Source organism: Rhodopseudomonas sp. RCAM05734 (assembly GCF_052658035.1).
In genome coordinates this window covers 5349151-5374609 of the sequence record NZ_CP199742.1, presented here as the reverse complement: position 1 = coordinate 5374609, position 25459 = coordinate 5349151, and the positions used below count along the sequence as shown (strand labels likewise).

The following is a 25459-nucleotide window of genomic DNA, read 5'->3' as shown; positions in this document are numbered from 1 at the left end:
CGCCATCGTCGCGGTTGACGTGTTGACGATCAGCCGGATGCAGACGAAACGGCTGGCGACATGCCCGACGGCGGCAATAGGGGGCTGACGTTGCTCTGCCTGGGGCATCGGGCATTGTCTGGAAGATCAGTATCGCCAGCGCGTTAACAAAGCCAGTCGTCGCTGAGCGTGACACAAATTTCATGAGGGGGCCGAGCCTCAGGGTCGCGGCGGCGATCTGGATGAAACCCATATGAACAGTTGATGCGAACAGATATTGCAGGCCGTTGTCTCACACCCAATGTTATCTTCAGTATCGCGGCGGACGCAGTCGGTGCCGAGATCGACCTGAAAAGCGGGGAGAGATTTCTGCTATTTCATGAGGGGGTCCGGGGATAGGCGCCTGATCGAGCGCCCCACAAATCGGCTCCAGCGGAGCCTCGATGTTGACCTCGCCGCAGTGCGAAATCCCGTCTTTCCGGTGCGTCGCAGCGTGTACTTTTGATAATCGGACACTGGAATGTCGACGGCAGATGGGATATATTAAACGTCAATAGAAACATATCAAGCATTATTTAGACTGTAAGAGGCATGACATGTGCCGTTTTGGGGGGGATAATTTGTGGGCGGTCTATGCCGTCGGCATGTCGTTTGACGGTTTCTGGAACTCTTTGTTTCGGGCATCTGCTCTTTGAAAACTGCATCGCATTTGCCGTTGGTCCGCGCGGGTATCTCCGGAGCAATTATGCAAGGCGTGGCGATATCGCTTTCGACACCTTTCGTCATTGCACTCATCCAACCCGGGTTTGATCGGAACGACCTCTCTTTTGATGTCGTTCATCTACTTAAGCTGACGTACCTGTTGCTCGCCGTGGGGGTAGCCCTTACAAAAAACCGGTTTGTGGAATCTACGGCCGCTGCTATCGCTACCGCATCCCGAAAAATGAACCGTTCGGAGCCGGCGGCTGCGGCCAGCACACTGCTCCTCTGCCTCTGGATCTGCACGGTTGGACTGGCTGCAATGACAATTGCTACTTCGCCAACGGCGGTCCCTGTAGACTTGTGGCAGTTGGGTCCTTTCGGAACCGGACAGGTACTGTGGTCCGCCACTACCAGCATCGGTGTAGCGGCTTTCGGGGCCAATGCCCAGGCAGCGAACCAGGCGCAGGACAAAGCCAGCCGCGGGTGAAGCGAATTCTGGCGGTGTTTGCTGGCTGTTCGAGGGCTCGCCCGCCAAGTCGGAGAACGAAGGAAGGGGTTGGGACATCCATGCAGGTCATCTACACCAGCGACGTGAGTGAAGCCCGACTCTGCCGAAGGGCGCAGTATTCGGGAGCGATCACGGCCGTTTCCGTCGGCGACATTGTAGCGACGGGTATCGTCCATTCGGTCATGGAAGAGAAGTCCAGCGAGTCCCAACGCTGGACCATCAAGATCATTCCCAAGGAAATTCCGAACTTTAAGCCTGCGCTCCCTCGCGGTACCCCAAGCGGCTGAATATTGGTCAATTCTTATAGCGATCCAATTGGCGCAATTGCTTGCGGCTTCGTCGATCGCCCGGGCGAAACATCAGACCCCCGCTTGAGTTCAGGAGGCTATCGTGGACGGCAATATATTTAACAGTGCGGGAACGCAGGTCGGCGTGGTTCGGGGCGGGAACGCCTTCAACCTCAAGGGCGAGAAACTCTATCGCATCAAGGGTGCCAACATCTATACACTAACGGGGGCGCTCGTCGGCCATTTGGCCGATGCTCGGAGCTCCGAACGGCACCTAGTTAAAGCGACGGACAAACTGTTTTCCGCCGTTTGACGAAATCATAACGTCGAGGCTGAACCACGGACGGGGTTCGTGGAGATGCAGGGGCCGGATCACAGCGAGGTTCGACATGCCCGGGATTCGAAATTCTGTGGAACCGTAGCCAGTGTCAATGATCGGCGGCATCGACCAATTTTAGCCATTCCGATGCCATTCCTCGCAAAATTTCCCGGCACTCCATGTCCGTCGCGCGTTTTGCCAGAATAACGCAGTACTCAGCGTACCCGACGTATTGCTCGCGCTTTTCGATAGTCATGATTTTCATTCCTTGCTCCTTGCCGCCGTCCGCAATGATGGTGCGGCCGATCGGGGACGTATTGGCCGCCATTCTTGGCCGAGCGATGGCCCGGCAGTTCAATCTCAATATCAAGGTTCCATGGGCGTAAGAGCGACGTGAAGCATGTCATTGTGGCAGATCGAATTCAGGATTCCGTCGTTGTCCCAACGTATCTTCACCGCGCTCCAACCGTTTTCGACAACTTGGCCGCGATCACTCGCCCGACCTTGCCAGTACACGTCTTCCCCAACCTTCAGCCGCCTGGATCGATCGCCGCTCATTGCAATGCCTCATCTCTTGAACTGAAAGGGGGAGGGCGCTACGCCAGCATCATCTCTTGCAGCGCCTGGATCATTTGCAGCGACCGGAATGGCTTGCTGAAAAAGCGGCTATCGGCGGGCATGTCGCTCTCTGCCGCTTCGACGCCTCCAGACACCAAGATAATCTTGATGCGCGGCCAACGGCGTCGGACGGTTGCGGCGAGTTCCAGGCCATCCATGCTACCCGGCATCTGGATATCGGTAAGCAGTAGCGCGATGTCTGACCGACTCTCGAGTATGGCCACCGCTTCGTCGGCATTCGCTGCTTCGACGGGGGCGAAGCCGGCGTCGGAGACTATATCGGCCGAACACATGCGCAATACTTCATCATCTTCCACCACAAGCACTGTGGCTGCACGGCAATCTCGGAGCAACAGCATGTCGACCTGGCGCTTTCTCGCATTTACATTCGACGCGGCCTTGTTCAGTTCAGTTTAGATCCCGTCTCATGATCAGCGACACATTCTGGCCGCCGAAGCCGAATGAATTCGACATGCCTGTCGTAAGCCGCGCGTCTCGCGCTTTGTTGGGCACGACGTCGAATAGAATTCCGGGGTCGGGGGCATCATAGTTGATGGTGGGCGGGATCCGCTGGTGTTCCAACGTCAACAGCGTAAATATCGCCTCGATGATGCCGGCAGCAGAAAGCGTGTGGCCGATCATGGATTTATTGGAGGAAACAGGGATCTTGCGGATACGGTCGCCGAACACTGCGGCAGTGCCAAGATATTCCATCTTATCATTTTCAACGGTGCTGGTGCCATGGGCGTTGATATAGTCGATCTGGTCGATGGTCAGGTCCGCGTCGATGAGCGCTTTGCGGATGCAATCCGCGATCGGTTTGCCGTCCGGTTTCGGACGGGTACGATGAAATGTGTCCGCCAACTCGCCGCAACCGGCGATCACTCCCAAAATTCGGGCTCCGCGGGCCCTTGCGGCCTCAAGGCTTTCGAGAACGAGTGCACCCGCACCCTCTGCCATTACGAAGCCTTCGCGGTCTTTCGAGAAGGGCCTCGATGCACCGCAGGGATCATCGTTATGTGTCGACAGCGCGGACAGCAGGGAAAAACGTACCAGGGCCTCGGCGTTGACCGAGCCGTCAGTGGCTATGCACAGCGCGGCATTGGTCTCGCCACACCTGATCGCCTCGACGCCAAGCTGGATTGCCGTCGCCCCGGACGCGCAGGCCGTCGAGACTGAGATGGGCGATCCTTTTGTGCCGAACGTCTCGCAGACATGGTCGGCAACCGAACCGAAAAGATAGCGCGCATGGACATGGGCGAAACGACCGCTGGCGCTTGTTCGAAGCAATATATCGTAGTCTATCGTCCCGGTTTCTCCCGAGGCCAGGGCTATTTCTTCGCGTTGCGGCCATTCAACCTCGACCGGCGCCAATCCGAGGAACAGGGGGCCCGGGAAGTCTCCTTTTCTTCCAATCGCCGATTCGCCGATCGCCTCTTCGATCGCGATATCGGCTAGGCGTTCGGCCAGGGTTGTCGACGAGAACGGTTCGACTTTCACGAAGTCGATGCAGCCGGCGATGCGGGTCTTCAGGCCATGTGTGGCAAAGCGCCGGATGGTGCTGATGCCGGACACTCCGGTCGTCAGCTTGGCCCAATTCTCCGCTTTGCCTTGGCCGAGCGAGGTAACGACGCCCATGCCGGTGACGACGACGATCGGCCGTCCGCCGCTATCGAGGTAAAGGGAAGTGGCGCGGGGCGCCGCAGGATGTGTGCGCAGGTTCATGATCGATTTTTCTTCAAGCGATGGCCTCGAGGAGCGCCATACCTTCGCCGCGCCAATGGCCGACGCCGATGGCCACGACTCGAGACGGCTTTTCTTTCGTCTCGACCTCAAAACCGGACGGGTCGTTCGAAGGAAATAATTCGCCGCGCGATATGCTCAGCGCCGCCATCGCCATCGCCAGCGGAAATTGAGCTTCCACCAGATGTCCGAAGGAAGTTCCGACTGCGCGAACCGGAGTATCGGCATGGTCCGAAAGGAAGGCACTTTCTTCAGCGGCCGCAGGGGACGCACCAGACGCCGCGGTGACGATCGCCGATGGCTCTTCCTCGATTTCCAAAGCCTCCCACAGGCCTCCTAGAACGGCTTCCACCCCGCCAGCCGCAGAGCGAGAGGAGTGCGCGGAAACGACGTTGACGAGCCGCGCAAACGGCACCGCGCCGCGGGACTCGGCATGGGATCTGGATTCGAGCACGAGAAATACTCCGCCGGACCCGAGAGCGAATCCACCACCGTTGCGGGACCAGACGGGAGACATCTTTTCCTTGAGATTGAAGCCCCCGCATTCGTACAGCATCAGCATTTCTTTGCGCTCGGCGTTCTGAGCCGCGCCGACAAGCGCGATCTCGCTTTGGCCGGCCGCTATCTTTGCCCATGCGATTCGGACGGCGTCTACACCGGCGGCTTCCTCGCCCATGAACGTCCGCGACGAGCCCGATACGCCGTGGACGACGGAAATGTTGCCTGCCAGCAGATTGGAAAGCTGCGCGAGAAATAGCGTCGGACGCAGGTCATTCATAAGCCGTTCGTTAAGCATTTCAGGCCCGGAATTCCCGCCGCCGCGCGCTGTCAGAATAGCGCTGTCGACCGCCAGGTCGCGTTCACCGCCGCCGGCCGCGACGATCATGTCCGTCCGCGCCAATATCTCGCTGTTGTCCTTGATGCCTGCGGAATCCAGGGCAAGGCCCGCCGCATAGGTGCCGATGCGCTGCCACGCCTGCATCTGGCGCTGGTCGCCCTTTTTGGGGATCTGAGCATCAAGTGCGAGCGGAACCAAAGGATGTACCATCCAGGGAGCAAATGTTGTTTCATCCACATTGATGTGGCCCGTTTGGAGCGCGCGCCAAGTCGCTTCCAGCCCGTCTCCGAGGGACGAGACGATTCCAATGCCGGTGATCCAAGTCTCACGGCGCTCCGGGGTGGACTTCTTCATCTGCGCGCGCCACAGGCAACATCGCGGCTGCGCAGTCTTCCTCGGCGCAGCGACCACTCTTCATGGTTGTTGCGCATAGCGTCCCTGAGGGAAACACGCCTAGTTATCTGCTTCTCCGGAACGCAGACGATAACTGCATTACGATCTTCAATCCCTTGCTCGTCGACGATCCATGCATGCAGGCTGTCACCAGCCAGGCGCGCGGCGATCCGGTCCGGGATAGGGTCGATGTCGTTCGAGGCCGTGACGTTCATCACGATCCGCCCGCCGGTGGCCAGTCGGGCGCGGATCGCGTCGCAAGTCTCAGCATCAAACTCCTCGTTGAAACGGAAGCCCGGGCCGCCCACGTCGATTGCGATGCCGTCATACTGCGTGCGATCCTCGAAAACGTACTTTCGGAAGTCGGAGACCATGCAAGGCAGGTCTTCGGGTAGCTTGAAAAACTGTTGCGCGATCACGAAGCTGATTGGATTGTTGTCGACGATCGTCAGTTGTTTCCCGAGCCCGGCCAGTTTGGTGGCAAGGTTTCCGCCGCCGCACCCCAGGACAAGAATGTTATTCGACGTTCGCAGCAACTCTTCCATCAGCTTCACGTAGGTAAAGATGCTTTCGCCGTCGGGCGTCGCTTGGCTTTGCCGGACCCCTTCTTCGAAATACACACGCGTGCCGTCCGACGAATACTCGGCGATCTCGATCTCTCCGTTTCGCCCCAAGTAACGTCCTAACAATCGCACGGCGACACCATATAAGAGCCAAGGCATTAAATAACATGCATAAAACATCTTTTATCACGTAATGTACAACATGCAAGCCAATTTGAATTGCGCGAATGGTGTTCGCAGGGACTGGCAGCTCGCTCGTCGGGGCGCCATTACATTGCAAGAGGCAAGGCTAACCCCGTCGATCTGGGAGATTGCACATAAAAACGGGAATGATATCTTGCGCATGTAAATTGATGGTTGAAGCGCGGATTTGTATAGTGTACCTATATTAGGCGAACATCGCACCGGAGGCCGACAGCTTATGATTACCGCCAACCAACTCAGGGCCGCTCGCGCGTTGCTGAACATAGATCAGCGGCAAACGGCCGAACTGGCGGATCTTTCCGTGCCCACCATCCAGCGCATGGAGGCGAGCGACGGTGTTATTCGCGGCAACGTTGATTCCCTGATGAAGTTGGTCTCTGCGCTTGAAAGCGCCGGGGTCGAATTGATCAATCCCGACAGCGCCAGTTCAGCCACAGGTCGGGGCGTCCGGCTAAGAGAGCATATCACGAAGCCGAAGATGAAGAACATCAAGCCGCCCAAGCCTTCAACTTCGCGAAGCCTGGAGCGCGCTCGATAGCTACGGGGTGCTGCAACAACGATTGCCCGGCCGACAATGACGAAAACTCTGAAGACAAGCCTGCTGGCGAGCGGCTTCTGGCGCCTGAAGGCACCCAGATGGCACTTGGGCGCCTTGTGGGTATCCGATACCCGCGCTGGAAAGGTCTTCCGGATCGATCTTAACGGCAAGGTCTCGGTTGCCGCGGACGTGCCAAGTCGCCCGTCCGGCTTGGGGTTCTTGCCTGGCGGAGACCTGCTGGTCGCGTCGATGAGCCAGCGAAAGATCCTGAACTTCGGGTCCGGGAACCAGATCGTCCACGCTGACATGTCGGACCACGCAGCCGGATTCTTGCGCGACTTGGCGGTCGCGCGCGACGGAAACGCGTACGTGACTGCGTTCGACGCCGCCGCCGCCGGTCCCGACGGCTTCTCATCGGCTCGCGTGCTTCTGGCTACGACAGATGGTGCCGTTCGGTCGGTTGCACACGGGATGGCCCATCCGAGCGGATTGGCGATCACAAGCGCACATGACCTCCTTGTCTCGGAGACCCTCGGCAACCGCGTTCTCGCCTTTCAGATCGATGGCGATGGCGAATTGCTGCATAGAAAGGTCTTCGCGAATTTCGAGAGAATGAGCCCACTCGGCATCTGCGCGGATTCGGAGGGAGCTGTCTGGGCGGCGGCTGCGCGGCAGCCGCTTTTCGTGCGGATACTCCAAGGCGGGCGAGTCACCCATCGCGTCCACGTGCCAGGACGCCATGCGGTGGCCTGTCAGTTGGGTGGCCGCGACGGCCGGACGCTCTTCTGCCTGACGGTCGCCGCCAATCTGGCGGACTATCCCGACCGCCAGCAGACCGCGAGCGTCGAGACGGCCCTTGTCGACGTACCTTGCGCCGCGGTTTCCATTCGGCTCGCGGAAACTGGTTTCCATTAGCGAATCCGAAAAATGGGCTGGCCGCCAGACGCGACCATCCGGAAAGTTGGAATGAAATTCCTAGACAAGCAAGCTCCTGAGGGCATGCCGTCACCATACCTGGCAGGCCTACTGTGCCGTTGTCCCCGATGCGGCAAGGGCAGGTTGTTCAGTGGTTATCTGACCCTGAAACCTCAATGCGACGTGTGCGGCCTGGACTTCAGTTTCGCGGATTCGGGCGACGGGCCTGCTATATTTGTTATCATGATCGCAGGCGCAATCGTGGTCGGAGCGGCCTTGGTCACCGAGGTCAAATACCAGCCTCCATACTGGCTACACGCGGCGCTGTGGGTTCCGATGATTCTCGCGTTGACCCTCTGGCCGCTGAGGGTCCTGAAAAGCCTTCTCATCGCCCTGCAGCACAATCACAGGGCGATGCAAGGGCGGTTGGTTCCCAGGATCCGGGATTGAGCCTCTAGGTAACCCCACGATCGCACGCGCGGACGGCGGTCCAGTCTGCGACTTGAACGGCATGGGGCCACGGCCGCCTGTTCTGGTACCAGGCCGTCATAGCGACCGGTCGCCTGTATGGTTCCGGATTTGGATCTAGCCGCGGCGCTGCGAAGCCAACGATTGTCATTCAACGGCGATATATGAGAGAAATGCGCACATGACAAACCTCGATATCGGACTGCATCACGACGCGGTGCCGGTTTCTCAAAGCGGGTACGAGTTATTGACAAGTCCGGCCCTGAACAAAGGGACGGCCTTCACCGAACGTGAGCGCTGGGAGTTCGGCCTGAACGGGCTTCTGCCTGCGCACGTCTCGACCCTCGCAGAACAGGTCGAGCGCCGGCTCCTCGCCCTGCGCGGTCTGTCAAACGATCTCGATCGTTATGTGTATCTGCGAGACCTGCAGGACACCAACGAAACGCTCTTCTACAGCCTGCTCGTCTCGAATACCGAAGAACTGCTGCCCATCGTCTATACGCCGACGGTAGGCCCCGGCTCGCAGCAGTTCAGCAGGATATTCCGGCGGCCACGGGGCTATTTTCTGAGCATTCCATTGCAGAACCAGATGAAGCGCATCCTTTCGCACGATCGCTTCGACAACGTGGAGGTAATCGTTGTCACCGACGGCGAACGCGTGCTCGGCCTCGGCGATCAGGGGGTAGGCGGGATGGGCATCTCCATCGGGAAGACTGCTCTATACACCTGCTGTGCCGGACTTCATCCGTCGACCACGCTGCCCATCTTCCTGGATGTCGGAACGGACAACCAGGCACTCCTAAACGACCCGCTCTACATGGGCTGGCGCCATCCCCGAGTGACCGGGGAGCAATACGACGAATTTCTTGATGCTTTTGTCGTCGCGGTTAACGATCGTTGGCCTCACGTCGTCCTGCAGTGGGAGGACTTCGGCAGAAACAACGCGCTACGCCTGCTGAACAGATATCGGGATCGACTTTGCACCTTCAATGACGACGTGCAGGGGACCGCCGCCGCCGCGACAGGCACTCTGTTGGCGGCACTCAACGTCACCAACGTGCCGATTACGGACCAGAGGATCTGTATTCTTGGCGCGGGATCGGCGGGCTGCGGAATTGCCGGGCTTCTCGTTCGCGCGATGGTCGAAGCCGGCCTTTCCGACGCCGCCGCCGCGCGCTCCATCTTCATGGTCGACGTGAACGGCCTGCTACTAGACGATATGCCAGAATTGTCGACGAGCCAGTACCCATTCGCTCGCGCAGCGCAAGATGTCGTGCACTGGACACGCGGAGCCAAAGGCGGCGTCGATCTACTCGAGACGGTTACTCGAGTGAAACCGACCGTCCTGATTGGCGTCTCCGGTCAACGTGGTGCATTCAGCGAAGCCATCGTACGAAAGATGGCCGAGGGCACGTTTCGTCCGATCATTTTTCCGCTTTCCAATCCGACCGCTTGCTGTGAAGCGGAACCCGCGGATCTATATGCATGGACGGATGACCGGGCCATTGTCGGCGTAGGCAGCCCGTTCCCGCCATTCGAGCGCAATGGCGTCATGTTCAGCGCCGATCAGGTGAACAACTCCTACATTTTCCCAGGAGTTGGGCTCGGGGCTGTCGCATCCAAGGCGCTGCGTATCAGCGACGGAATGTTCATGGCTGCCGCCAAGACGTTAGCGGATATATCCCGGCTGACCGTCAGCCCCAACGGAAATATCCTGCCGCCGGTCTCTGCGCTCCGAGGCATAGCCTTCGAGATCGCAAAAGCCGTCGGGTCGAAGGCTCAGGACGAAATGCTCGCCATCGATGCAGGCGAAGCGGCACTTGTCCGGGCCATCAGGCAAAAGATGTGGAATCCCGCTTACGATCCGTACGTGCGATCTAACTAGGCAGGCCCCTGGGCGGAAAAATTGATGTTCTGGGTCGCGTTTGCATTCATGCAAAAGATGTAGAGGCCGGCCAAGACGTCCGGCCACATCGAATCCGACGCCTGGATCAACAACTCGGCCAAGACAAGCACCGCGCTGATCTTGGCGTGGCGGCGAAGGACAGCAACAGGTCCCATATGCGCCACGATGCCTTGTTTGACGGCGAAAAGACCAGAGAGATCGACCAGCAACAGCGCGTCACCGGTGACAGCCAGCGGCACAGCCGGAGTAGCCTCTCCGACCGGTAGTTTGGGACGGTCATCCAAAAAATGAAGCATGTCGGGACCAGGAGAAGCGCGCTCGAGACGCGTCAAAATATCTCTCGTCCGGAAATGCTCCAGCCGATTTCTGACGCGCTCAAAACCCCAGCGCTGCCGCTTCAAGGAAGCCCAAGCTGTCAGCAAAAAACGCTACCGAGCTGAGTTCGATACCCAGAAAGAATTCTATAAAGAAAAAAGCAAGTCCAAGGCAGCGAGTAGCGACAGCGATCCAAGCGTAGAATTTATTAGGTCTTTGCTTTCGACTGCTATGCCTGTTCCAGGTTGTCAGTCCTGGCCTATTTTCAACACTTACAGAAAATGCCTTCGCTGCGAGGGTTGAGGCCAAAAGCGTTGTCCGCTTATTCAATTCCGGGCGCCTTCGTCACCCAGATTGCCGCGATGAACATAGCCTTCGCCAACGGCAGAACCGCCAACGTCAACATCAACGCCAACAAAGGCCAAAGGGCCATACTGACCGGAAGAGGCCACTGTGAGTGAGTTTCGGCGAACAAGGCCATCGGAACGACGACATGACCGACGACGCCGATCGTGAGCCAGGCCGGACCATCGTCGGCATGGATGAGACCGAAGCTCTCTCCGCAGGCCGAACATCTATCGACCTGCCGCAGATAGCTCTGAAAAAGGTTTCCTTCACCGCACTGCGGGCATTTCCGTCGGGCGGCGCGGCGTATCGCGGGCCAAAACCGGACAGGACCAATAGTTTCACTTGCGGACATTCGTGACCTTCCGGATTCGCAGTCGGACTGACGGTTGCGTCCCAAACCCAGATCCCAAAGAGGACGATGAAACGCGGACAGATACGGAAGTTACGAAGCCTGCTGGGGGCAGATTCGGCCCGAGCGACTTTGCGGGTTGTTACGGCCATCTCGAACCACAGGATACGTCGACGGTGACGGGGCGGTCGGTAGCGGAGGTCGCGGGCGGCGCAGATCCCATAGGGGACCCAACTGGCGAAGTTCGGACATGTGTCGTTTGTTTGCCGGGCCTCTAACCTTCGGAAGAGTCGCAATCAATACATTCCGATTCAGTTCGCCAGGCTGGTCCAAGATCCAGCCGCGCGTCATGTCCGTCGACAGACGCATCCCGATCTTGTCGGGGGCACTGTCGAAATCGGTGGCGACGAGCATGTTGATGATCGTCCGTCCTCCCGGATTCAGCCTGTCGACGATCGACCTGCAGGTGGCGGCGTCGAACTGCTCCTCATAACAGAAGCCGGGCCCCCCGACATCGATTCCGATCCCGTCGAACGTCTCCGTCGTTTCAAGCAGAAACTCCCGAAAGTCAGCGGTGACGCACGGAATCTCCTTCGGCATGCCGAAGTAATTTTGCGCGATCTCGAAGCTGGTCGGGTTGCAATCGACGACGACGACCCGCTTCCCGCTGCGCACCAGCATAGTAGCAAGGTTGCCGCCGCCACATCCCAGAAGCAGTATGTTTTTTGTCGGCTCAAGGAAGCGCCTGACCATCTGGACGTACGGGAACCGGCTTTCTCCGGACGGGGAGCTCTGACTCTGGAAAATCTCACCCTCGCGATAGAGCCGGTCGCCCGACGTCTCGCTTTCCCAAATGGCGATTTGACCGAGTACACCTTGAAAATGGCCGATGACCTTCAATTGCTCAATCCGTCAGTATTGATGTATTTGACATCATAAAGAACTTTCCATAAATGTATAACCACGTTTTAAAGTTGCGTCCACTTCTTTCCTGACTCATGGATTGTTGGGACGGTTCCGCCATCCCCCGACGGAGCGGAGCCAGAAAAGCAGGTAATTTCAATGTCTCAGCTGAAATATGCCAGGTCGGGTTCGGCGGCGAATGCCGTACCGTCGATGTACGCATCGTTTGAAATAGGCAATGCGGCCGTCAATGAATCGATCCTGGAATTGACTGAGATGAAGTCATTCGATTTCAACGACGCATTCGACCGGGCTACCAAGCTCCTAAAGGAAGAGCGCAGGTATAGGACGTTCGCAGACATCGAGAGGGTGGCAGGGCGATTTCCTCTTGCCACCTGGCATTCACCGAGCGGTCCTCGCGAAGTGACCATATGGTGCTCGAACGACTATCTCGGTATGAGCCAAAGCCCGTCCGTTGTGAAGGCTATGGTCGACACGGCTCTCCGCCTGGGTACGGGATCAGGAGGGACCCGCAACATCGCGGGCACCCACCATCCTCTGGTCCAACTCGAAAGCGAGCTTGCGGAGCTTCACGCTAAGGAAGCCGCGCTTGTTTTCACCTCGGGGTACGTCGCGAACCAGTCGAGCATCGCGGCGATAGCAAAACTCATCCCTGACTGCCTGATCTTGTCTGACGAGATGAATCACAACTCCATGATCGAAGGCGTAAGCCAAGCCAATTGCGCAAAGCAGATTTTCCGCCATAACGATCTGAAGCACCTGGAGCATCTGCTCAAAGAGGCGGGATATCGTCGGCCAAAAATCGTACTCTTCGAGAGCCTTTACTCGATGGACGGGGATTTTGCGCCGATAAGGTCGATATGCGAATTGGCCCACTCGCAAAATGCTATGACCTATTGCGACGAAGTCCATGCGGTAGGGATGTACGGTCCCACGGGCGCTGGCGTTGCAGAAAGAGATGGAGTTTCCGATCTGGTCGACGTTATCGAGGGAACGATGGCCAAGGCTTTCGGAGGCCTTGGGGGCTATATCGCCGGTCGTACCAGTTGGGTGGATGCGGTGCGGTCGTATGCGCCAGGCTTCATTTTTACGACGGCACTTCCCCCGCCGGTATGTGCCGCTGCTCTAGCCGCGATCAGACATTTAAGATCATCGGGCAACGAACGCGAACTTCACGCTTGCGTTCCGCAGCTAAGTGAACCTGTTTGGCGTAATACTTTGCCGTCTCGACGCCGATTTCCTGCGCGAGGCCGAGACGTAATGAAAAGTCTCGCCGCCGAATGTACCAAACGACCTTTCCTGGTGTTATTCTGAGCGTCAGGCCCGGCGCGTCAGCGACACACCACTCAGCGACCTTTCCCACCAATTTTCCGCTTTTGCTGAAGGAGTAAGCCGGCTGCAGGTCCCAATCATGGGCGATTTTCTTCGTTTCTCGTTCGTATCCAACCTTTTTGACCACTCTCGCCCCCGTACAACGCTCATACAACAACAGCTACCGATATGCGTATAAAGCATCAGGCGTCTATAGGAGGTAAAATAGGGGAAAAATGAGGGTTTTCAGTTGTTTGCGCGCATTAGAAATCGGAGCGGTCTCAAGCAAATTCGGCCTTCCAAGCTGAATACGAGGGTTCGATTCCCTCCACCCGCTCCAATCTCTAGGTTCTTGTTATGAAACGCTACTGCAGCGGCCTTACGATGGCCGGTGAGCGGAGCATGGCGGGGATGTCAGTCTCGGCCGCGATCGAACGTCAGACTGCTGCCGCGTACGTGCTACGAAGTCTGGGGAAAATCCGGCGCGTCCGGCCGCATGAAGGACTGTGACGGCTCCTCGTGCAATGCATAGGCATCGATCTCTCCTTCAACTCGCCTGTAGAGCTTCCTGACGAGAGGATCGTGGCCGGGAATGATGCGGTCGGGGTGGCCTGCCAGGCGCTCGCAGATCGTCCAGCCGTTATGCATGTCGCCAATATTGTAGACGATCGGAAATGGGCTGCGGCGGTGCATGTTCGCGAAGTAGTGCGAGGCGTCGGATGCCAATACGACGGGACCGCGCGCTGTCGCCACGCGGACCACCTGCAGCCCATCGGAGTGTCCGCCGACGCGATGTAGCGTGACGCCGGGTGCGACCTCGCCGTCGCCATCATGAAAGATGACACGCTCATCGTAGACATGCCGCACCATCAGCGTGACGTCCTCCGCGGAGAAGGGATGTCGCAACACGCCGCTGCACATGCAGCGGCCCGTTGCATAGCTCATTTCCCGATCTTGCAGGTGGAACGTTGCACGGGGAAAACGATCCAGATTTCCGGCGTGATCATAGTGCAGGTGGGTAATGATGACGTCGCGCAAATTCTCGGCCTGGACGCCGAACCGGGCCAGCGCGTCCACCGGATTCATGTCGAGTGTCCGCTTGCGCGACTTCGACGCAGCCTCGTTGAAGCCGGTATCCACAAGAATATCGCGATCCTTGCCGCGGATCAGCCAGACGAAATAATCCAGATCGGCTGCTGTCGTCTCGTGCGGGTCCGGGGACAAATGATTCATCTGCGGCGTCCGGGCCGTCATGGTCGCGTAGCGGATCGCATAGATTTCGTAAGTCGGCTGTAGCGGCGTCATCCCTCGTCTCTTCCTTCATTTTTGAATTGTTTGTCGGCGATCTGGTGCCTCGACCTCTTGGTCTTAACAGCGATCAGGACTCATCGCCAACGGTCCGAAGTGGCCGGCGCAGGGCGACGCCCGGTGGTGGCCGGGCAGAAGCCGCCTTTGCGCCGTCTCATGCAAACTTGTGCGAGACATTCTTGGTGACGGTGTAGCAACCGAGACCCTCAATACCGCCTTCGCGACCGTAGCCGCTGTCCTTGACGCCGCCGAACGGGGTTTCCGCTGTCGAGGCGACGAAGTGGTTGATGGTGAGGTTGCCGGTTTCGACATCCTCGGACAGGCGCTGCACATTGCTCGCCGATGTCGTGAAGGCGTAAGCCGCAAGGCCGAACGGCAGGGCATTGGCTTTCGCGATCGCCTCGTCGAGATCACGCACTGGATTGATCAGCGCGAGCGGCCCGAACGGTTCATTGGTCATGGCCAGCGCATCGTCCGGCACGTCAGCCAGAACCGTGAGCGGATAGAAGTAGCCGCGATTGCCGACGCGCTCGCCGCCGGCGAGGACACGCGCGCCGCGCTGCCTGGCATCCGCGACCAGATGCTCCATCGCCGCGATGCGGCGCGGGTTCGCCAGTGGCCCGAGCTGGGTGGAGGGATCCATGCCATTGCCCATCTTCAAGCTCGCCGCGCCTTCGGCAAAGGTCTGCGCAAAGCTCTCGTAATGCTTTTCATGGACGAAGAATCGCGTCGGCGCGACGCAGACCTGGCCGGCATTGCGCGATTTGGTAATCACCGACGCCTTTGCGGTGGTCACGGGATCGGCATCGTCGCAGACGATCACCGGACCATGGCCGCCCAGTTCCATGATCGCCGGCTTCATGTGCTGGCCGGCCATCGCGGCGAGATGTTTGCCGATCGGCACCGAGCCGGTGAAGGTGATCAGCCGGATCGCTGGATGCGGCACCAGATAGCTGGAAATCTCCGCGGGGTCGCCGAAGACGAGATTGAGCACGCCCGGGGGCAGGCCGGCATCGTGGAAGGCGCGGACCAGTTGCAGCGCGCCGGCCGGCGTCTCTTCCGAGGCTTTAAGGATGATCGAACAGCCCGACGCCAGCGCCCCGGCGACCTTGCGAGCCGGTGAGCTCATGGGAAAATTCCACGGCGAGAATGCCGCAACCGGGCCGATCGGCTGGCGATACACCGTGTGCTGCAGTTGAGGACCGGCTGGAATCACGCGGCCATAGATGCGCATGCCTTCGGTGGCGTCCCATTCGATGATCTCGCAGCCCCGCAAGACTTCAAGACGGGCCTGATCGAGCGGTTTGCCTTGCTCAAGGACCATCGCCGTCGCCATCTCCTCGACGCGGGTACGGATCAGCGCAGCGGCACGGAGGATGATCTGCGCGCGCGCATTCGGCGCGGTCTTGCGCCATACCGCAAATCCACGAGTGGCGGCGTCGAGCGCATCGTCCAGATCGTTCCGGCTCGCATGCGGCACGGTGCCAAGCACGCTTTCGTCGGCGGGATTGATGATGGGCGTGCCGGATGCACGGCGCCAACCTCCGTCCACATACATCTCGATCTCTGGATAGGGCATTGCAGCGTCCACTTCTGATTTCTTGGAGGCATTGAGGTCGCCTCACTTGCGCGGCATCCAATCATATGTTGATATAACAGAACAAGCATTCTGCTAGACAGAACAATGCGGAATGGATCGGATCGGGGAGGGGCGTGTCGTCGCGCCGCGAACCTGCCGACCCAACGCCGCCAAAAGACGGATGGGAGAGAGACATGACAGCGGACAAGATGGATAAGCGGTCGCCGACGCGGCGCTCGGTTGTAGCAGCGGCACTGCTGGCCATCGGTGCGACGGCTGTCGCGCCGTCGGCACGCGCATCCGACAGCTATCCGACCAAGATGATCCGACTGCTGGTGCCGTTTCCGGCGGGCAGCGCCACCGATGTGGAAGCACGCTTTCTTGCCGATAAGGTCGGCGCGGTGCTCGGCCAGAAAATCCTCGTCGACAACAAGCCGGGCGCCAACGCCAATATCGGCGCCGCGGAAGTCGCACGCGCGCCCGGCGACGGCTACACGCTCTATCTTGCGACCAACTCGACGCATTCGGCCAATGTGCATCTCTACAACAAGATGCCGTTCGACCCGGTGGCCGACTTCACGCCGATCGCGCGCCTGACGCGCAATCCGCTGGTCATGGTCGTGGCGAAGGATTTCCCGGCGAGCGACCTCAAGACGTTCATCGCCTATGCCAAGGCCAACCCCGGCAAGCTGAGCTACGGCTCGGGCAATACCGGCAGCATGGCGGCGGCGCAGCTCGTCAAGTCGATGGCGGGCATTGACGCCGTGCGCGTTTCCTATCCGGGCACGCCGCAAGCCATCACCGATCTGCTCGGCGGCCGCATCGAATTCGTCATCACCGACGTGGCGGTGACCCGCGAATTCATCAACCAGGGCAGCCTGCGTGCACTCGGCGTCACGACTCTTGCCAAGGTTGCCTCGCTGCCCGAGGTGCCACCGATGGCCGAGGTCGGTCTGCCCGGCTACGACTTTGCCGCGTGGAGCGGCTTGTTCGGACCGAAGAACGTCCCGGCCGACGTCGTCGAAAAGCTCAACAAGGCTTTCCTCCAGGTGATGGCCACCGATGAGGCCAAGAAGTTCTTTGCCGGTATCGGCCTCGAGCCCGATACCAGCACGCCGCAAGGCCTTGCCGATCACGTCACCAAGCAGACCGAGCTATGGGGCCGCATCATCAAGGAATCCGGCCTTGAAAAAATCTGACGACGACGTGGCCGCGGCCTTCGCGCGGCTTCCGGCCCTGCTCGACGGCGACGCCGCGCTGATCCAGCGCGGGCGTTTCCTCGATGTCGATTGTCTGCTCGGATCGACCGAGCAGGCGTTTCACGTCGCCATCCACGCCGGGCGCATCGTCGACATGGCGCCGGCGCCAGTGTTGATGCGCTCCTGGACGTTCGGCTACCGGGCCACGCCCGCGGCATGGACCGCGTTCTGGCAACCGATGCCGAAGGCCGGATGGCACGATCTGCTTTCGCTGACCAAGCGCGGTGTGGCCACGCTCGACGGCGATATCCGACCTTTCATGACCAACCTGCAATATTTCAAGGACCTGTTGGCTCTGCCGCGCGGGACGGGAGGCGCGGCATGACAGCTTACATTGAGCCGATGATCGGCCGCTACGTGCATGTCGATATCGACGGCATCACTCACCGAATCTATTTCGAGGAAGCCGGGCAGGGTATTCCGCTCGTCTGCCTGCACACCGCGGGCTCCGACGGGCGGCAGTGGCGCTATCTGCTCGCCGATCCCGAATTTACCAAACACTATCGAATCATCGCCTTCGACATGCCCTGGCACGGCAAGTCGAATCCGCCTGAGGCATGGGATGGCAGTGAATATCAGCTGACCACGGCGCGCTACACCGACACCATTCGTGCATTCTGCGCCGCGCTGGCGCTCGACAGACCGGTGGTCATGGGATGCTCGATCGGCGGCCGCATTGTGCTTAATCTCGCCATCGATCATGCCAGCGAATTCAGCGCGCTGATCGGTCTGGAAGCCGCGGATTTCCAGGCGCCGTGGTACGACACCGCCTGGCTGAACCGTCCGGACATTCACGGCGGCGAGGTTTGCGCGGCGCTGGTCTCCGGCCTGGTCGCGCCGCAAAGTCCGGCGGCGGCCCGGATGGAAACGCTGTGGGCCTACAAACAGGGCGGCCCCGGCGTGTTCAAGGGCGATCTTTATTTCTATCGCGTCGATGGCGACCTGCGCGGCCGCACCAACGCGATCGATACGAAGATCTGTCCGTTGTATCTGCTCACCGGCGAATACGATTTCTCCTGCATGCCGGAGGATACCGTGCGCACGGCCGAAAGCATTGACGGCGCGGACGTGACCATCATGGAGCAACTCGGCCATTTCCCGATGAGCGAAAATCCCGTGCAGTTCAGGCGCTACATCGCGCCGGTCCTCGCAGAGATCCTACAACAAAAAGCAACCTGAGGAGGAGCATCACATGACGATCAAGGCATTTACGACAAGTCTCTATCTATCCGCTGCACTGCTGCTGTCGGTGCAAATCGCCGGCGCCGCCGAGACGATCAAGATCGGCGTCCTGAACGACCAATCCGGCGTGTTCGCAGACAACGGCGGCCCGGGTTCGGTGGCTGCCGCAAAGCTCGCGGCGGAAGATTTCGGCGGCGAGTTGCTCGGGCAAAAGATCGAGGTGATCTCGGCCGATCACCAGAACAAGGCGGACATCGCGGCATCCACTGCGCGCCGCTGGTTCGACACCGAAGGCGTCGACATGATCGCCGACGGCGCGGCATCGTCCGCCGGCTTCGCCATCCTCGAAGTCGCCCGCCAGAAGAACAAGATCTTCACCATCAGCGGCCCCGGCTCGTCGGACTTCACCGGCAAGTCCTGTTCGCCGATCTCGTTCCACTTTAATTACGACACCTACGCGCTGTCGAAGCTGACCAGCGAAGCGGTGACCAAGGCCGGAGGCTCGACCTGGTATTTCATCTCGGCGGACTACGCCTTCGGCCATGCACTGCAGCGCGACGCCACCAAGTTCATCGAGGCGGCCGGCGGCAAGGTGATCGGCTCGGCCGCGCATCCGCTGGGCACGACCGACATGGCGTCATTCCTGCTGCAGGCGCAGGGCTCGAAGGCCAAGGTGGTGGGACTTGCCACCTCCGGTGCGGACGTGCAGACCGCCATCAAGCAGGCCGGCGAATTCGGCATCGTCGAAAGCGGGCAGCAGCTCGCCGGTCTTCTGGTCTTCATTACCGACGTCAATGCGCTCGGCCTCAAGGCGACCCAGGGGTTGCAGGTGACGACCTCGTTCTATTGGGATCTCAACGATGAGACCCGTGCCTGGACCAAGCGTTACCTGGCGCTGACTGGCGGCAAGGTGCCGAGCATGGTGCAGGCCGGCGTCTATAGCGGCGTACATCACTATCTTGCGGCGGTGAAGGCCGCCGGCACCAAGGACCCCGCCATCGTTGCCCAGAAGATGCACGAAATGAAGGTCAACGACATGTACAACAAGGATGTCGTCGTGCGTCCCGACGGGCGCGTGCTGCACACCATGTATCTGGTGCAGGTGAAGAAGCCCGAAGAGTCGAAATACAAATTTGACTACTATAAGGTGATCACGACCTCGCCGGGCGAACAGGCATTCCGGCCGATGAGCGAAGGCGGGTGCCCGCTGGCGAAGGGCTGAGCCGCCGCGAGATCGCGGGCGCAGCCCGGCTGCGCCCGCTTCTCAATTGAACTTGGAATAGAAGGAATACGGCATGACGAATGCCATTGGTTTTATCGGTCTGGGCGTCATGGGCGAGCCGATGTGCCGCAATCTGGCACGCAAGTCGGGCCTGCCGGTCTACGGCTTCGACCGCGCCGATGCGCCGCTCGAACGGCTGGCGGAGGCCGGCGTCAAGCGCGCGGCGACGCTCGCCGAGCTGGCAAACAGCTGCGACGTGATCTTTATGGCGCTGCCGAGCGGCAAGCATGTTGCCGCGGTATGTGACGGCGACGATGGGCTGGTCGCCCATGCGCAGGCGCGCCACACCATTGTCGATCTCGGCACCTCGCCGGTGGAAGCCAGCCGCGAACTCGCCAAGCGGTTCGCTGCCAAAGGTGCGGCCTATGCCGATGCGCCGATCGCGCGGACCCGGCAGGCTGCGGAAGAGGGCACGCTGAGCGTGATGGTCGGCGCCGATGCGGCGATCTTCGCGAAATTGCAGCCGCTGATCGCGACCTTCGCCACCGACATCACTCATTGTGGCGCTGTCGGCGCCGGGCAGGTGGTCAAGATCCTCAACAACATGGTGCTGATGGAAACCGTCGTCGCGCTGGGCGAGGCGCTGGAAACGGCGAAGCGCGCCGGGCTCGATCCCAAAGTGGTCTTCGAGACGCTTGCCAAGGGGTCCGCCGACAGCTTTGCCCTGCGCAATCACGGCATGAAGGCGATGTTGCCGGACACCTTCCCGGAACGTGCCTTCTCGACCGAATATGCCCGCAAGGATATCAGCTACGCGCTCGATCTCGCCAAGTCCGTCGACATCAGGTTGCAGGGAGCGGAACTCGCCGACAAGTTGCTCGGCGAGGCGATTGACGCCGGGCATGGCGATCTCTACTGGCCAGTACTGGCGCGCGTGATCAAGGCGTCGCACACGGCCTGACGGATACCCATGAAGAAGCCCGCGCCCTCACAAGTGAAGCCCCAGCCGGCCGTTCGCGACGCCGGCGAGGGCGTGGCTGCGGTCGAGCGGGCACTGTCGATCGTGGCTGCGCTGGAAAGCGCCGACCAAACGATGACGTTGGCCGAACTGGCGGTGCGCACCGGCTTTTACAAGAGCACGATCCTGCGGCTGCTGGGATCGCTGATCGCGAACGGCTATGTCACGCGGCTGCCTGACGGCAGCTACGACCTCGGGCCGGCGGCGTTCCGCCTTGGTGCAGCCTTCTCCCGCAAGAATGCGCTCGGGCATCACGTGGTGCCCGCGTTGCAGGAACTGGTCGATCGCGGCACCGAGAGCGCATCGTTCCATGTCCGGCAGGATGCCGATAACCGCCTCTGCCTGTACCGGGTCAATTCGCGCCATGCGACGCTCGATCGCGTCGAGGCCGGTCAGAGTTACGCGCTGCTGCGCGGTGCGGCCGGGCATATCATTCTGGCTTATGCCGGTAGCACCGGCCCACGTTACGACGCCATTCGCCGGGTCGGGTCGGATGTGTCACTGGGCGAGCGCGATCCGAGCTGCGCGGCGGTGGCGGCGCCGGTGTTCGGCCCGCGCGGCATGCTGATCGGGGTGATCTCGCTGTCGGGGCCGCGCGAACGCTTCGGCGAAGCGGAGATCGCCGAAATGAAACGCGTGCTTGGCCCGGTGGCGCAGGCGCTCACGGTCAACCTCGGTGGAGAGTGGCCAGCCTATCGCGGCTGACTGCATTGCTGACGATGGCACATTGCGAAGGGACTTCCTGATCCATGGCAACAATCTCTGCACAGCCCGACGTGCTGGTGATCGGCGGCGGCAACGCGGCGCTGTGTTCGGCACTGATGGCGCGCGAGGCCGGCGCCTCGGTGCTGATGCTGGAATCGGCGCCGAAGGAATGGCGCGGTGGCAATTCCATGCATGTGCGCAACCTGCGCTGCATGCATCACGAACCGCAGGACGTGCTGATCGAGGCCTATCCCGAAGAGGAATTCTGGCAGGATCTCCTGAAGGTCACCGGCGGCCTCACGGACGAGCCGCTGGCGCGGATGGTCATCCGCCATTCGTCGCGCTGCCGGCCGTGGATGCGCAAGCATGGCGTGCATTTCCAGCCACCTCTGTCCGGTGCACTGCATGTGGCGAGGACCAATGCGTTCTTCATGGGCGGCGGCAAGGCGCTGGTGAATGCGTATTATCGCAGCGCCGAAGCGCTTGGCGTGCAGATCCGTTACGATTCGCCGGTGAAGAGTCTTGAAGTGAAGGACGGCCGCTTCATCGCCGCCATCACCGAGGCCGGCGAGCGCATCGAGGCCAAGAGCTGCGTGCTCGGCTGCGGCGGCTTTGAGTCCAATCTGGAATGGCAGCGCGAGGCCTGGGGCCAGAACGAGCGTGGCGAATGGACCGCGGAGAATTTCCTGATCCGCGGCACCCGCTTCAATCAGGGCGTCCTGCTGAAGTTCATGATCGACGCAGGCGCGGAAACCATCGGCGATCCCACCCAGGCGCACTGTGTCGCCATCGATGCCCGCGCGCCCCTGTACGACGGCGGCATCTGCACGCGGATCGATTGCGTGTCGCTTGGCGTCGTCGTCAATCGCGACGCCGAACGCTTCTATGACGAAGGCGAAGACTTCTGGCCGAAGCGCTATGCGATCTGGGGCCGTCTGGTGGCACAGCAGCCCGGCCAGACGGCGTGGTCGATCATCGATCAGAAAGCCATCGGCCGCTTCATGCCGCCGGTGTTCGACGGCACCACGGCCAACACGCTGGAGGAGCTTGCGGTCAAGATCGGCGTCGATCCCGCGACCTTTGTCGCGACATTGGCCGCTTACAATTCAGCTTGCCGGCCCGGCACTTTCGATCACACCGCGCTCGATGATTGCCGCACCGAGGGGCTGACACCGGCCAAGACCCATTGGGCCCGGGTGATCGATACCGCACCGTTTTATGCCTATCCGCTCAGGCCCGGCATCACCTTCACCTATCTGGGCATGAAGACCGATGCCACCGCCGCCTGCCGGTTCGGCAACGCGCCGAGCGACAACCTGTTTGCCGCCGGCGAGATGGTTGCCGGCAATGTGCTCGGCAAGGGCTACACCGCCGGCGTCGGCATGAGCATCGGCACCGCCTTCGGCCGCATCGCCGGCGTCAACGCCGCCGCCAGCGCCGGCCATCGCCACCCCACATTCCACGAGGAGTTCAGCTATGCCGCCGGTCACTGAGTTGGTCGCGCCCGTCGCCGGCGGCGCCTGCGAGGGCGGCGTCAACTTCGCCGCAGCAATGACGGCCGGCGAGGCCGAGGTCGCGCGGATCATGCAGATCTGCAATGCCTGCCGCTATTGCGAGGGATTCTGCGCCGTGTTTCCGGCGATGACGCGGCGGCTCGATTTCAATGCCGCCGACACCCATTATCTCGCCAACCTCTGCCACAACTGCGGTTCGTGCCTCTATGCGTGCCAATATGCGCCGCCGCACGAATTCGCCGTCAATGTCCCGCAGGCGATGGCCAAATTGCGGGTGCGCACCTATCAGGATTATGCGTGGCCGCGCGCCTTCGGGGCGCTCTATGAGCGCGCCGGCCTCACCGTCGCTTTCGCACTGTCCGGCGGTCTGGCACTGTTCATGATCCTGGTCATCGCGATGACGGGGCGGCTGATCCACGAGCCGCTGCAGGGCAATTTCTACGCGATCTTCCCGCATAATTTCCTGGCCGCGCTGTTCGGCATCGTGTTCCTGTTCGCCATCCTGGCGCTCGGCATCGGCGTCACCAAATTCTGGCGCGAAGTTTCGCCGACCAAGGGTGACCATCCAGCCGATATCGCCGCGGCCGCCAAGGCGCGGATGCCGGCGATGGCCGAAGCGGTCACCGACGTCGCGCGATTGCGCTATCTCGGCGGTGGCCATGGCGAGGGCTGCAACGAGAATGACGACGCCTTCTCACTGTGGCGTCGCCGCTTCCATCAATTCACGCTGTACGGCTTCCTGTTGTGTTTTGCCGCCACCTGCGTGGCGACGCTGTATCACTATCTCTGGAACCTGCATGCGCCCTATGCCTTCACCAGCGCGCCGGTCATTCTCGGCTCGCTTGGCGGCATCGGGCTGATCGTCGGGCCGATTGGCCTGCTCTGGCTGAATCTGCAGCGCGATGCGCTGCGCTCCGATGCCAATCAGAAGGCGATGGACCGCGGCTTCATCATGCTGTTGCTGCTGGTCAGCATCACCGGCTTTGCGCTCCTGCTGCTGCGCGACACCGGTGCCATGGCGCTGTGGCTGGCGATTCATTTGGGGACCGTGATGGCGCTGTTCCTGACGCTGCCTTACGGCAAGTTCGCCCACGGCATCTTCCGCTCCGCCGCGCTGCTCAAGTTCAACATCGAGAAGCGGATGCCGAACAGGATCGGACTGGGGGGAGAGTGATCCTTCCCTCTGAACGATGGCTTCTGGCGCATAGCTGACCGTGAGCGACATCCAGCGCCAACAGTCAGCGACGACGTGTCTCTCGCGATCGGGGACGGAGGGCGCCATCCGGTGGGTCATGCGCGGTCTGCATAGGACGTCGCCGGCCCCCGACGAAGGCTTGCCCACTCGGTCGCACCGCCTGGCCCCTGCAAGTTCGATCTGATCTCGATCAGCGCGCGCCGTATCCAGGTCTTGATGGTGTTCACCGGAACGCCATAGCGTTCGGAGAGCCGGTCCCGGCTTTCGCCGTCGAGATAGGCGGCCATCACGAGACCACGCTTGGTGCTGCTGGAGCAGGAACTGGCCAGCCTTCATGGCAAGGAGTCCGCGCTGCTGTTCACCTCGGGCTATGTGTCCAACATGGCCTCGCTGAGCACGCTGGCCTCGCGGATGCCTGGTTGCACCATTCTGTCGGACGAACTCAACCACGCCTCCATGATCGAGGGTATCCGGCACAGCCGCTGCGAGACCCGTGTCTTTGCCCATAACGATCCGCGCGATCTCGAACGCAAGCTCAGCGATCTCGACCCGCACGCACCAAAGCTGGTCGCCTTCGAGTCGGTTTATTCGATGGACGGCGACATCGCGCCGATCGCCGAACTCTGCGATGTGGCGGACGCCCACAACGCCATGACCTATCTGGATGAAGTCCATGGCGTCGGCCTGTACGGACCGAACGGTGGCGGCATCGCCGACCGCGAAGGGATCAGCCACCGTCTCGCGGTCATCGAGGGCACGCTGGCCAAGGCATTCGGCGTCATTGGAGGTTATGTCGCGGCATCGGCAACGATCTGCGACTTCATCCGCAGTTTCGCGTCCGGCTTTATCTTCACGACGTCGCTGCCGCCGGCGGTGGCGGCCGGAGCGCTGACCAGCATCCGTCATCTCAGGCAAAGCGCGGCGGAGCGCGAACGGCATCAGGACCGGGTGGCGCGGCTGCGGCGGCGGCTCGATGAGAGCGGTGTCGCTCATCTCGACAACCCCAGCCACATCGTGCCGGTCATGGTGGGCGATCCCGTGCTGTGCAAGCAGATCAGCGACGCCCTGATCGACCGCTACGGCATCTACGTGCAGCCGATCAACTATCCCACGGTGCCGCGCGGCACCGAACGCCTGCGCATTACCCCGTCGCCGCACCACAGCGACGACGATATCGAGCACCTGGTCCAGGCGCTGGTGGCAATCTGGGCCGAGGTGGGATTGGCCAAGGCGGCGTAAGCCGTCATGC

Annotated in this window: 26 protein-coding genes and 3 pseudogenes; 17 read left to right on the top strand and 12 right to left on the bottom strand. The window is 60.7% G+C overall.

The features are described from left to right. Positions 1-121: 121 nt before the first annotated feature. A pseudogene (locus ACUXVA_RS25530) lies at positions 122-323 on the bottom strand (SulP family inorganic anion transporter); the annotation flags it as partial. A 925-nt stretch (positions 324-1248) separates the two neighbouring features. Between ACUXVA_RS25530 and ACUXVA_RS25525 the strand changes: the two are divergent. Then, positions 1249-1476, top strand: coding sequence for a hypothetical protein (locus ACUXVA_RS25525; protein WP_445488920.1), 228 nt, complete (start codon positions 1249-1251; stop codon positions 1474-1476). Positions 1477-1579: 103 nt separating this feature from the next. After that, entirely contained in the window at positions 1580-1789 is a 210-nt protein-coding gene (locus tag ACUXVA_RS25520; RefSeq protein ID WP_265083101.1) for a hypothetical protein, read from the top strand. Between the two features lie 115 nt (positions 1790-1904). On the opposite strand, the gene ACUXVA_RS25515 is transcribed toward ACUXVA_RS25520, so the two are convergent. From ACUXVA_RS25515 to ACUXVA_RS25495, 5 genes are all read right to left on the bottom strand, one after another. After that, entirely contained in the window at positions 1905-2123 is a 219-nt protein-coding gene (locus tag ACUXVA_RS25515) for a hypothetical protein (RefSeq protein WP_265083102.1), read from the bottom strand. Positions 2124-2391: 268 nt separating this feature from the next. Beyond that, the gene (locus tag ACUXVA_RS25510) at positions 2392-2772 is read right to left on the bottom strand and encodes a response regulator (protein ID WP_265083103.1); all 381 of its coding nucleotides are present in this window, start codon (positions 2770-2772) and stop codon (positions 2392-2394) included. Between the two features lie 49 nt (positions 2773-2821). Then, positions 2822-4138 carry a beta-ketoacyl-ACP synthase gene (locus ACUXVA_RS25505; RefSeq protein ID WP_265083104.1) on the bottom strand — a complete coding sequence of 439 codons (1317 nt, stop codon included), beginning with the start codon at positions 4136-4138 and terminating at the stop codon, positions 2822-2824. A gap of 13 nt (positions 4139-4151) precedes the next feature. Next, complete coding sequence (locus tag ACUXVA_RS25500) at positions 4152-5348, bottom strand: beta-ketoacyl-ACP synthase (protein ID WP_265083105.1); 1197 nt, start codon at positions 5346-5348, stop codon at positions 4152-4154. After that, positions 5345-6061: a class I SAM-dependent methyltransferase gene (locus tag ACUXVA_RS25495; RefSeq protein ID WP_265083106.1), complete on the bottom strand. Its 717-nt coding sequence runs from the start codon at positions 6059-6061 to the stop codon at positions 5345-5347. Before ACUXVA_RS25495 ends, ACUXVA_RS25500 begins: the two co-directional genes overlap by 4 nt. Before the next feature lie 310 nt (positions 6062-6371). On the opposite strand from ACUXVA_RS25495, the gene ACUXVA_RS25490 reads away from it, so the two are divergent. The 4 genes from ACUXVA_RS25490 (at position 6372) to ACUXVA_RS25475 (ending at position 9960) form a co-directional block, all read left to right on the top strand. After that, positions 6372-6692, top strand: a complete 321-nt coding sequence (locus ACUXVA_RS25490; protein ID WP_445488916.1) for a helix-turn-helix domain-containing protein — start codon at positions 6372-6374, stop codon at positions 6690-6692. Positions 6693-6728: 36 nt separating this feature from the next. After that, on the top strand, positions 6729-7607 hold the full coding sequence (locus ACUXVA_RS25485) for an SMP-30/gluconolactonase/LRE family protein (protein ID WP_445488914.1): 879 nt from the start codon (positions 6729-6731) through the stop codon (positions 7605-7607). Between the two features lie 51 nt (positions 7608-7658). Then, positions 7659-8057 (top strand): DUF983 domain-containing protein, encoded by a 399-nt coding sequence (locus ACUXVA_RS25480; protein ID WP_445488912.1) that lies wholly within the window; start codon positions 7659-7661, stop codon positions 8055-8057. A gap of 199 nt (positions 8058-8256) precedes the next feature. Beyond that, a complete protein-coding gene (locus ACUXVA_RS25475) occupies positions 8257-9960 on the top strand; it encodes an NAD-dependent malic enzyme (protein WP_445488910.1) in 1704 nt (567 codons plus the stop codon). On the opposite strand, the gene ACUXVA_RS25470 is transcribed toward ACUXVA_RS25475, so the two are convergent. After that, positions 9957-10313, bottom strand: a complete 357-nt coding sequence (locus ACUXVA_RS25470; protein WP_445488908.1) for a hypothetical protein — start codon at positions 10311-10313, stop codon at positions 9957-9959. The genes ACUXVA_RS25475 and ACUXVA_RS25470 overlap by 4 nt on opposite strands. Before the next feature lie 305 nt (positions 10314-10618). Then, the gene (locus ACUXVA_RS25465) at positions 10619-10840 is read right to left on the bottom strand and encodes a DUF983 domain-containing protein (RefSeq protein WP_445493352.1); all 222 of its coding nucleotides are present in this window, start codon (positions 10838-10840) and stop codon (positions 10619-10621) included. On the opposite strand from ACUXVA_RS25465, the gene ACUXVA_RS25460 reads away from it, so the two are divergent. Further along, positions 10790-11002, top strand: a complete 213-nt coding sequence (locus tag ACUXVA_RS25460) for a hypothetical protein (RefSeq protein ID WP_445493389.1) — start codon at positions 10790-10792, stop codon at positions 11000-11002. The genes ACUXVA_RS25465 and ACUXVA_RS25460 overlap by 51 nt on opposite strands. Positions 11003-11086: 84 nt before the next feature. On the opposite strand, the gene ACUXVA_RS25455 is transcribed toward ACUXVA_RS25460, so the two are convergent. Next, a complete protein-coding gene (locus tag ACUXVA_RS25455) occupies positions 11087-11893 on the bottom strand; it encodes a methyltransferase domain-containing protein (RefSeq protein ID WP_445488906.1) in 807 nt (268 codons plus the stop codon). A gap of 279 nt (positions 11894-12172) precedes the next feature. Between ACUXVA_RS25455 and hemA (ACUXVA_RS25450) the strand changes: the two are divergent. After that, positions 12173-13093: pseudogene (gene hemA, locus ACUXVA_RS25450) on the top strand (5-aminolevulinate synthase); the annotation flags it as partial. 594 nt (positions 13094-13687) lie between these two features. On the opposite strand, the gene ACUXVA_RS25445 reads toward hemA (ACUXVA_RS25450), so the two are convergent. Together ACUXVA_RS25445 and ACUXVA_RS25440 are read right to left on the bottom strand one after the other, a co-directional pair. Further along, positions 13688-14533, bottom strand: coding sequence for an N-acyl homoserine lactonase family protein (locus ACUXVA_RS25445; protein WP_265083109.1), 846 nt, complete (start codon positions 14531-14533; stop codon positions 13688-13690). A 157-nt stretch (positions 14534-14690) separates the two neighbouring features. Continuing rightward, complete coding sequence (locus ACUXVA_RS25440) at positions 14691-16115, bottom strand: NAD-dependent succinate-semialdehyde dehydrogenase (RefSeq protein WP_265083110.1); 1425 nt, start codon at positions 16113-16115, stop codon at positions 14691-14693. A gap of 194 nt (positions 16116-16309) precedes the next feature. Here ACUXVA_RS25440 and ACUXVA_RS25435 point away from each other — a divergent pair, with 194 nt between their 5' ends. The 8 genes from ACUXVA_RS25435 to tcuB all read left to right on the top strand — a co-directional run bounded on the left by ACUXVA_RS25435 (position 16310) and on the right by tcuB (position 24189). Further along, a complete protein-coding gene (locus ACUXVA_RS25435) occupies positions 16310-17314 on the top strand; it encodes a Bug family tripartite tricarboxylate transporter substrate binding protein (RefSeq protein ID WP_445488904.1) in 1005 nt (334 codons plus the stop codon). Beyond that, positions 17301-17699: a hypothetical protein gene (locus ACUXVA_RS25430; RefSeq protein WP_445488902.1), complete on the top strand. Its 399-nt coding sequence runs from the start codon at positions 17301-17303 to the stop codon at positions 17697-17699. The genes ACUXVA_RS25435 and ACUXVA_RS25430 overlap by 14 nt, the downstream gene beginning before the upstream one ends. Further along, positions 17696-18553, top strand: a complete 858-nt coding sequence (locus ACUXVA_RS25425) for an alpha/beta fold hydrolase (RefSeq protein WP_265083112.1) — start codon at positions 17696-17698, stop codon at positions 18551-18553. Before ACUXVA_RS25430 ends, ACUXVA_RS25425 begins: the two co-directional genes overlap by 4 nt. 13 nt (positions 18554-18566) lie before the next feature. Further along, positions 18567-19778 (top strand): ABC transporter substrate-binding protein, encoded by a 1212-nt coding sequence (locus tag ACUXVA_RS25420; protein WP_445488899.1) that lies wholly within the window; start codon positions 18567-18569, stop codon positions 19776-19778. A gap of 73 nt (positions 19779-19851) precedes the next feature. Then, positions 19852-20739, top strand: coding sequence for an NAD(P)-dependent oxidoreductase (locus ACUXVA_RS25415; protein WP_445488897.1), 888 nt, complete (start codon positions 19852-19854; stop codon positions 20737-20739). Between the two features lie 9 nt (positions 20740-20748). Continuing rightward, positions 20749-21501 (top strand): IclR family transcriptional regulator, encoded by a 753-nt coding sequence (locus ACUXVA_RS25410; protein ID WP_265083115.1) that lies wholly within the window; start codon positions 20749-20751, stop codon positions 21499-21501. A 44-nt stretch (positions 21502-21545) separates the two neighbouring features. Further along, entirely contained in the window at positions 21546-22994 is a 1449-nt protein-coding gene (gene tcuA, locus ACUXVA_RS25405) for an FAD-dependent tricarballylate dehydrogenase TcuA (protein ID WP_445488895.1), read from the top strand. Further along, entirely contained in the window at positions 22978-24189 is a 1212-nt protein-coding gene (gene tcuB, locus ACUXVA_RS25400; protein WP_445488893.1) for a tricarballylate utilization 4Fe-4S protein TcuB, read from the top strand. Before tcuA ends, tcuB begins: the two co-directional genes overlap by 17 nt. A gap of 116 nt (positions 24190-24305) precedes the next feature. Here tcuB and ACUXVA_RS25395 read toward each other — a convergent pair whose 3' ends face one another. Continuing rightward, on the bottom strand, positions 24306-24497 hold the full coding sequence (locus ACUXVA_RS25395; RefSeq protein WP_265083117.1) for a hypothetical protein: 192 nt from the start codon (positions 24495-24497) through the stop codon (positions 24306-24308). Positions 24498-24513: 16 nt separating this feature from the next. Between ACUXVA_RS25395 and hemA (ACUXVA_RS25390) the strand changes: the two are divergent. Next, positions 24514-25449, top strand: a pseudogene (hemA, locus tag ACUXVA_RS25390) (5-aminolevulinate synthase); the annotation flags it as partial. Positions 25450-25459 lie beyond the last annotated feature (10 nt).

Coding starts and splice junctions, on each gene's coding strand:
- ACUXVA_RS25490 (WP_445488916.1), top strand. CDS start 6,372: ATGATTACCGCCAACCAACTCAGGGCCGCTCGCGCGTTGCTGAACATA.
- ACUXVA_RS25395 (WP_265083117.1), bottom strand. CDS start 24,497: ATGGCCGCCTATCTCGACGGCGAAAGCCGGGACCGGCTCTCCGAACGC.
- ACUXVA_RS25420 (WP_445488899.1), top strand. CDS start 18,567: ATGACGATCAAGGCATTTACGACAAGTCTCTATCTATCCGCTGCACTG.
- ACUXVA_RS25460 (WP_445493389.1), top strand. CDS start 10,790: ATGACCGACGACGCCGATCGTGAGCCAGGCCGGACCATCGTCGGCATG.
- ACUXVA_RS25425 (WP_265083112.1), top strand. CDS start 17,696: ATGACAGCTTACATTGAGCCGATGATCGGCCGCTACGTGCATGTCGAT.
- ACUXVA_RS25435 (WP_445488904.1), top strand. CDS start 16,310: ATGACAGCGGACAAGATGGATAAGCGGTCGCCGACGCGGCGCTCGGTT.
- ACUXVA_RS25525 (WP_445488920.1), top strand. CDS start 1,249: ATGCAGGTCATCTACACCAGCGACGTGAGTGAAGCCCGACTCTGCCGA.
- ACUXVA_RS25515 (WP_265083102.1), bottom strand. CDS start 2,123: ATGGCGGCCAATACGTCCCCGATCGGCCGCACCATCATTGCGGACGGC.
- ACUXVA_RS25475 (WP_445488910.1), top strand. CDS start 8,257: ATGACAAACCTCGATATCGGACTGCATCACGACGCGGTGCCGGTTTCT.
- ACUXVA_RS25510 (WP_265083103.1), bottom strand. CDS start 2,772: ATGCTGTTGCTCCGAGATTGCCGTGCAGCCACAGTGCTTGTGGTGGAA.
- ACUXVA_RS25445 (WP_265083109.1), bottom strand. CDS start 14,533: ATGACGCCGCTACAGCCGACTTACGAAATCTATGCGATCCGCTACGCG.
- ACUXVA_RS25485 (WP_445488914.1), top strand. CDS start 6,729: ATGACGAAAACTCTGAAGACAAGCCTGCTGGCGAGCGGCTTCTGGCGC.
- tcuB (WP_445488893.1), top strand. CDS start 22,978: ATGCCGCCGGTCACTGAGTTGGTCGCGCCCGTCGCCGGCGGCGCCTGC.
- ACUXVA_RS25415 (WP_445488897.1), top strand. CDS start 19,852: ATGACGAATGCCATTGGTTTTATCGGTCTGGGCGTCATGGGCGAGCCG.
- ACUXVA_RS25410 (WP_265083115.1), top strand. CDS start 20,749: ATGAAGAAGCCCGCGCCCTCACAAGTGAAGCCCCAGCCGGCCGTTCGC.
- ACUXVA_RS25440 (WP_265083110.1), bottom strand. CDS start 16,115: ATGCCCTATCCAGAGATCGAGATGTATGTGGACGGAGGTTGGCGCCGT.
- ACUXVA_RS25505 (WP_265083104.1), bottom strand. CDS start 4,138: ATGAACCTGCGCACACATCCTGCGGCGCCCCGCGCCACTTCCCTTTAC.
- ACUXVA_RS25480 (WP_445488912.1), top strand. CDS start 7,659: ATGAAATTCCTAGACAAGCAAGCTCCTGAGGGCATGCCGTCACCATAC.
- tcuA (WP_445488895.1), top strand. CDS start 21,546: ATGGCAACAATCTCTGCACAGCCCGACGTGCTGGTGATCGGCGGCGGC.
- ACUXVA_RS25500 (WP_265083105.1), bottom strand. CDS start 5,348: ATGAAGAAGTCCACCCCGGAGCGCCGTGAGACTTGGATCACCGGCATT.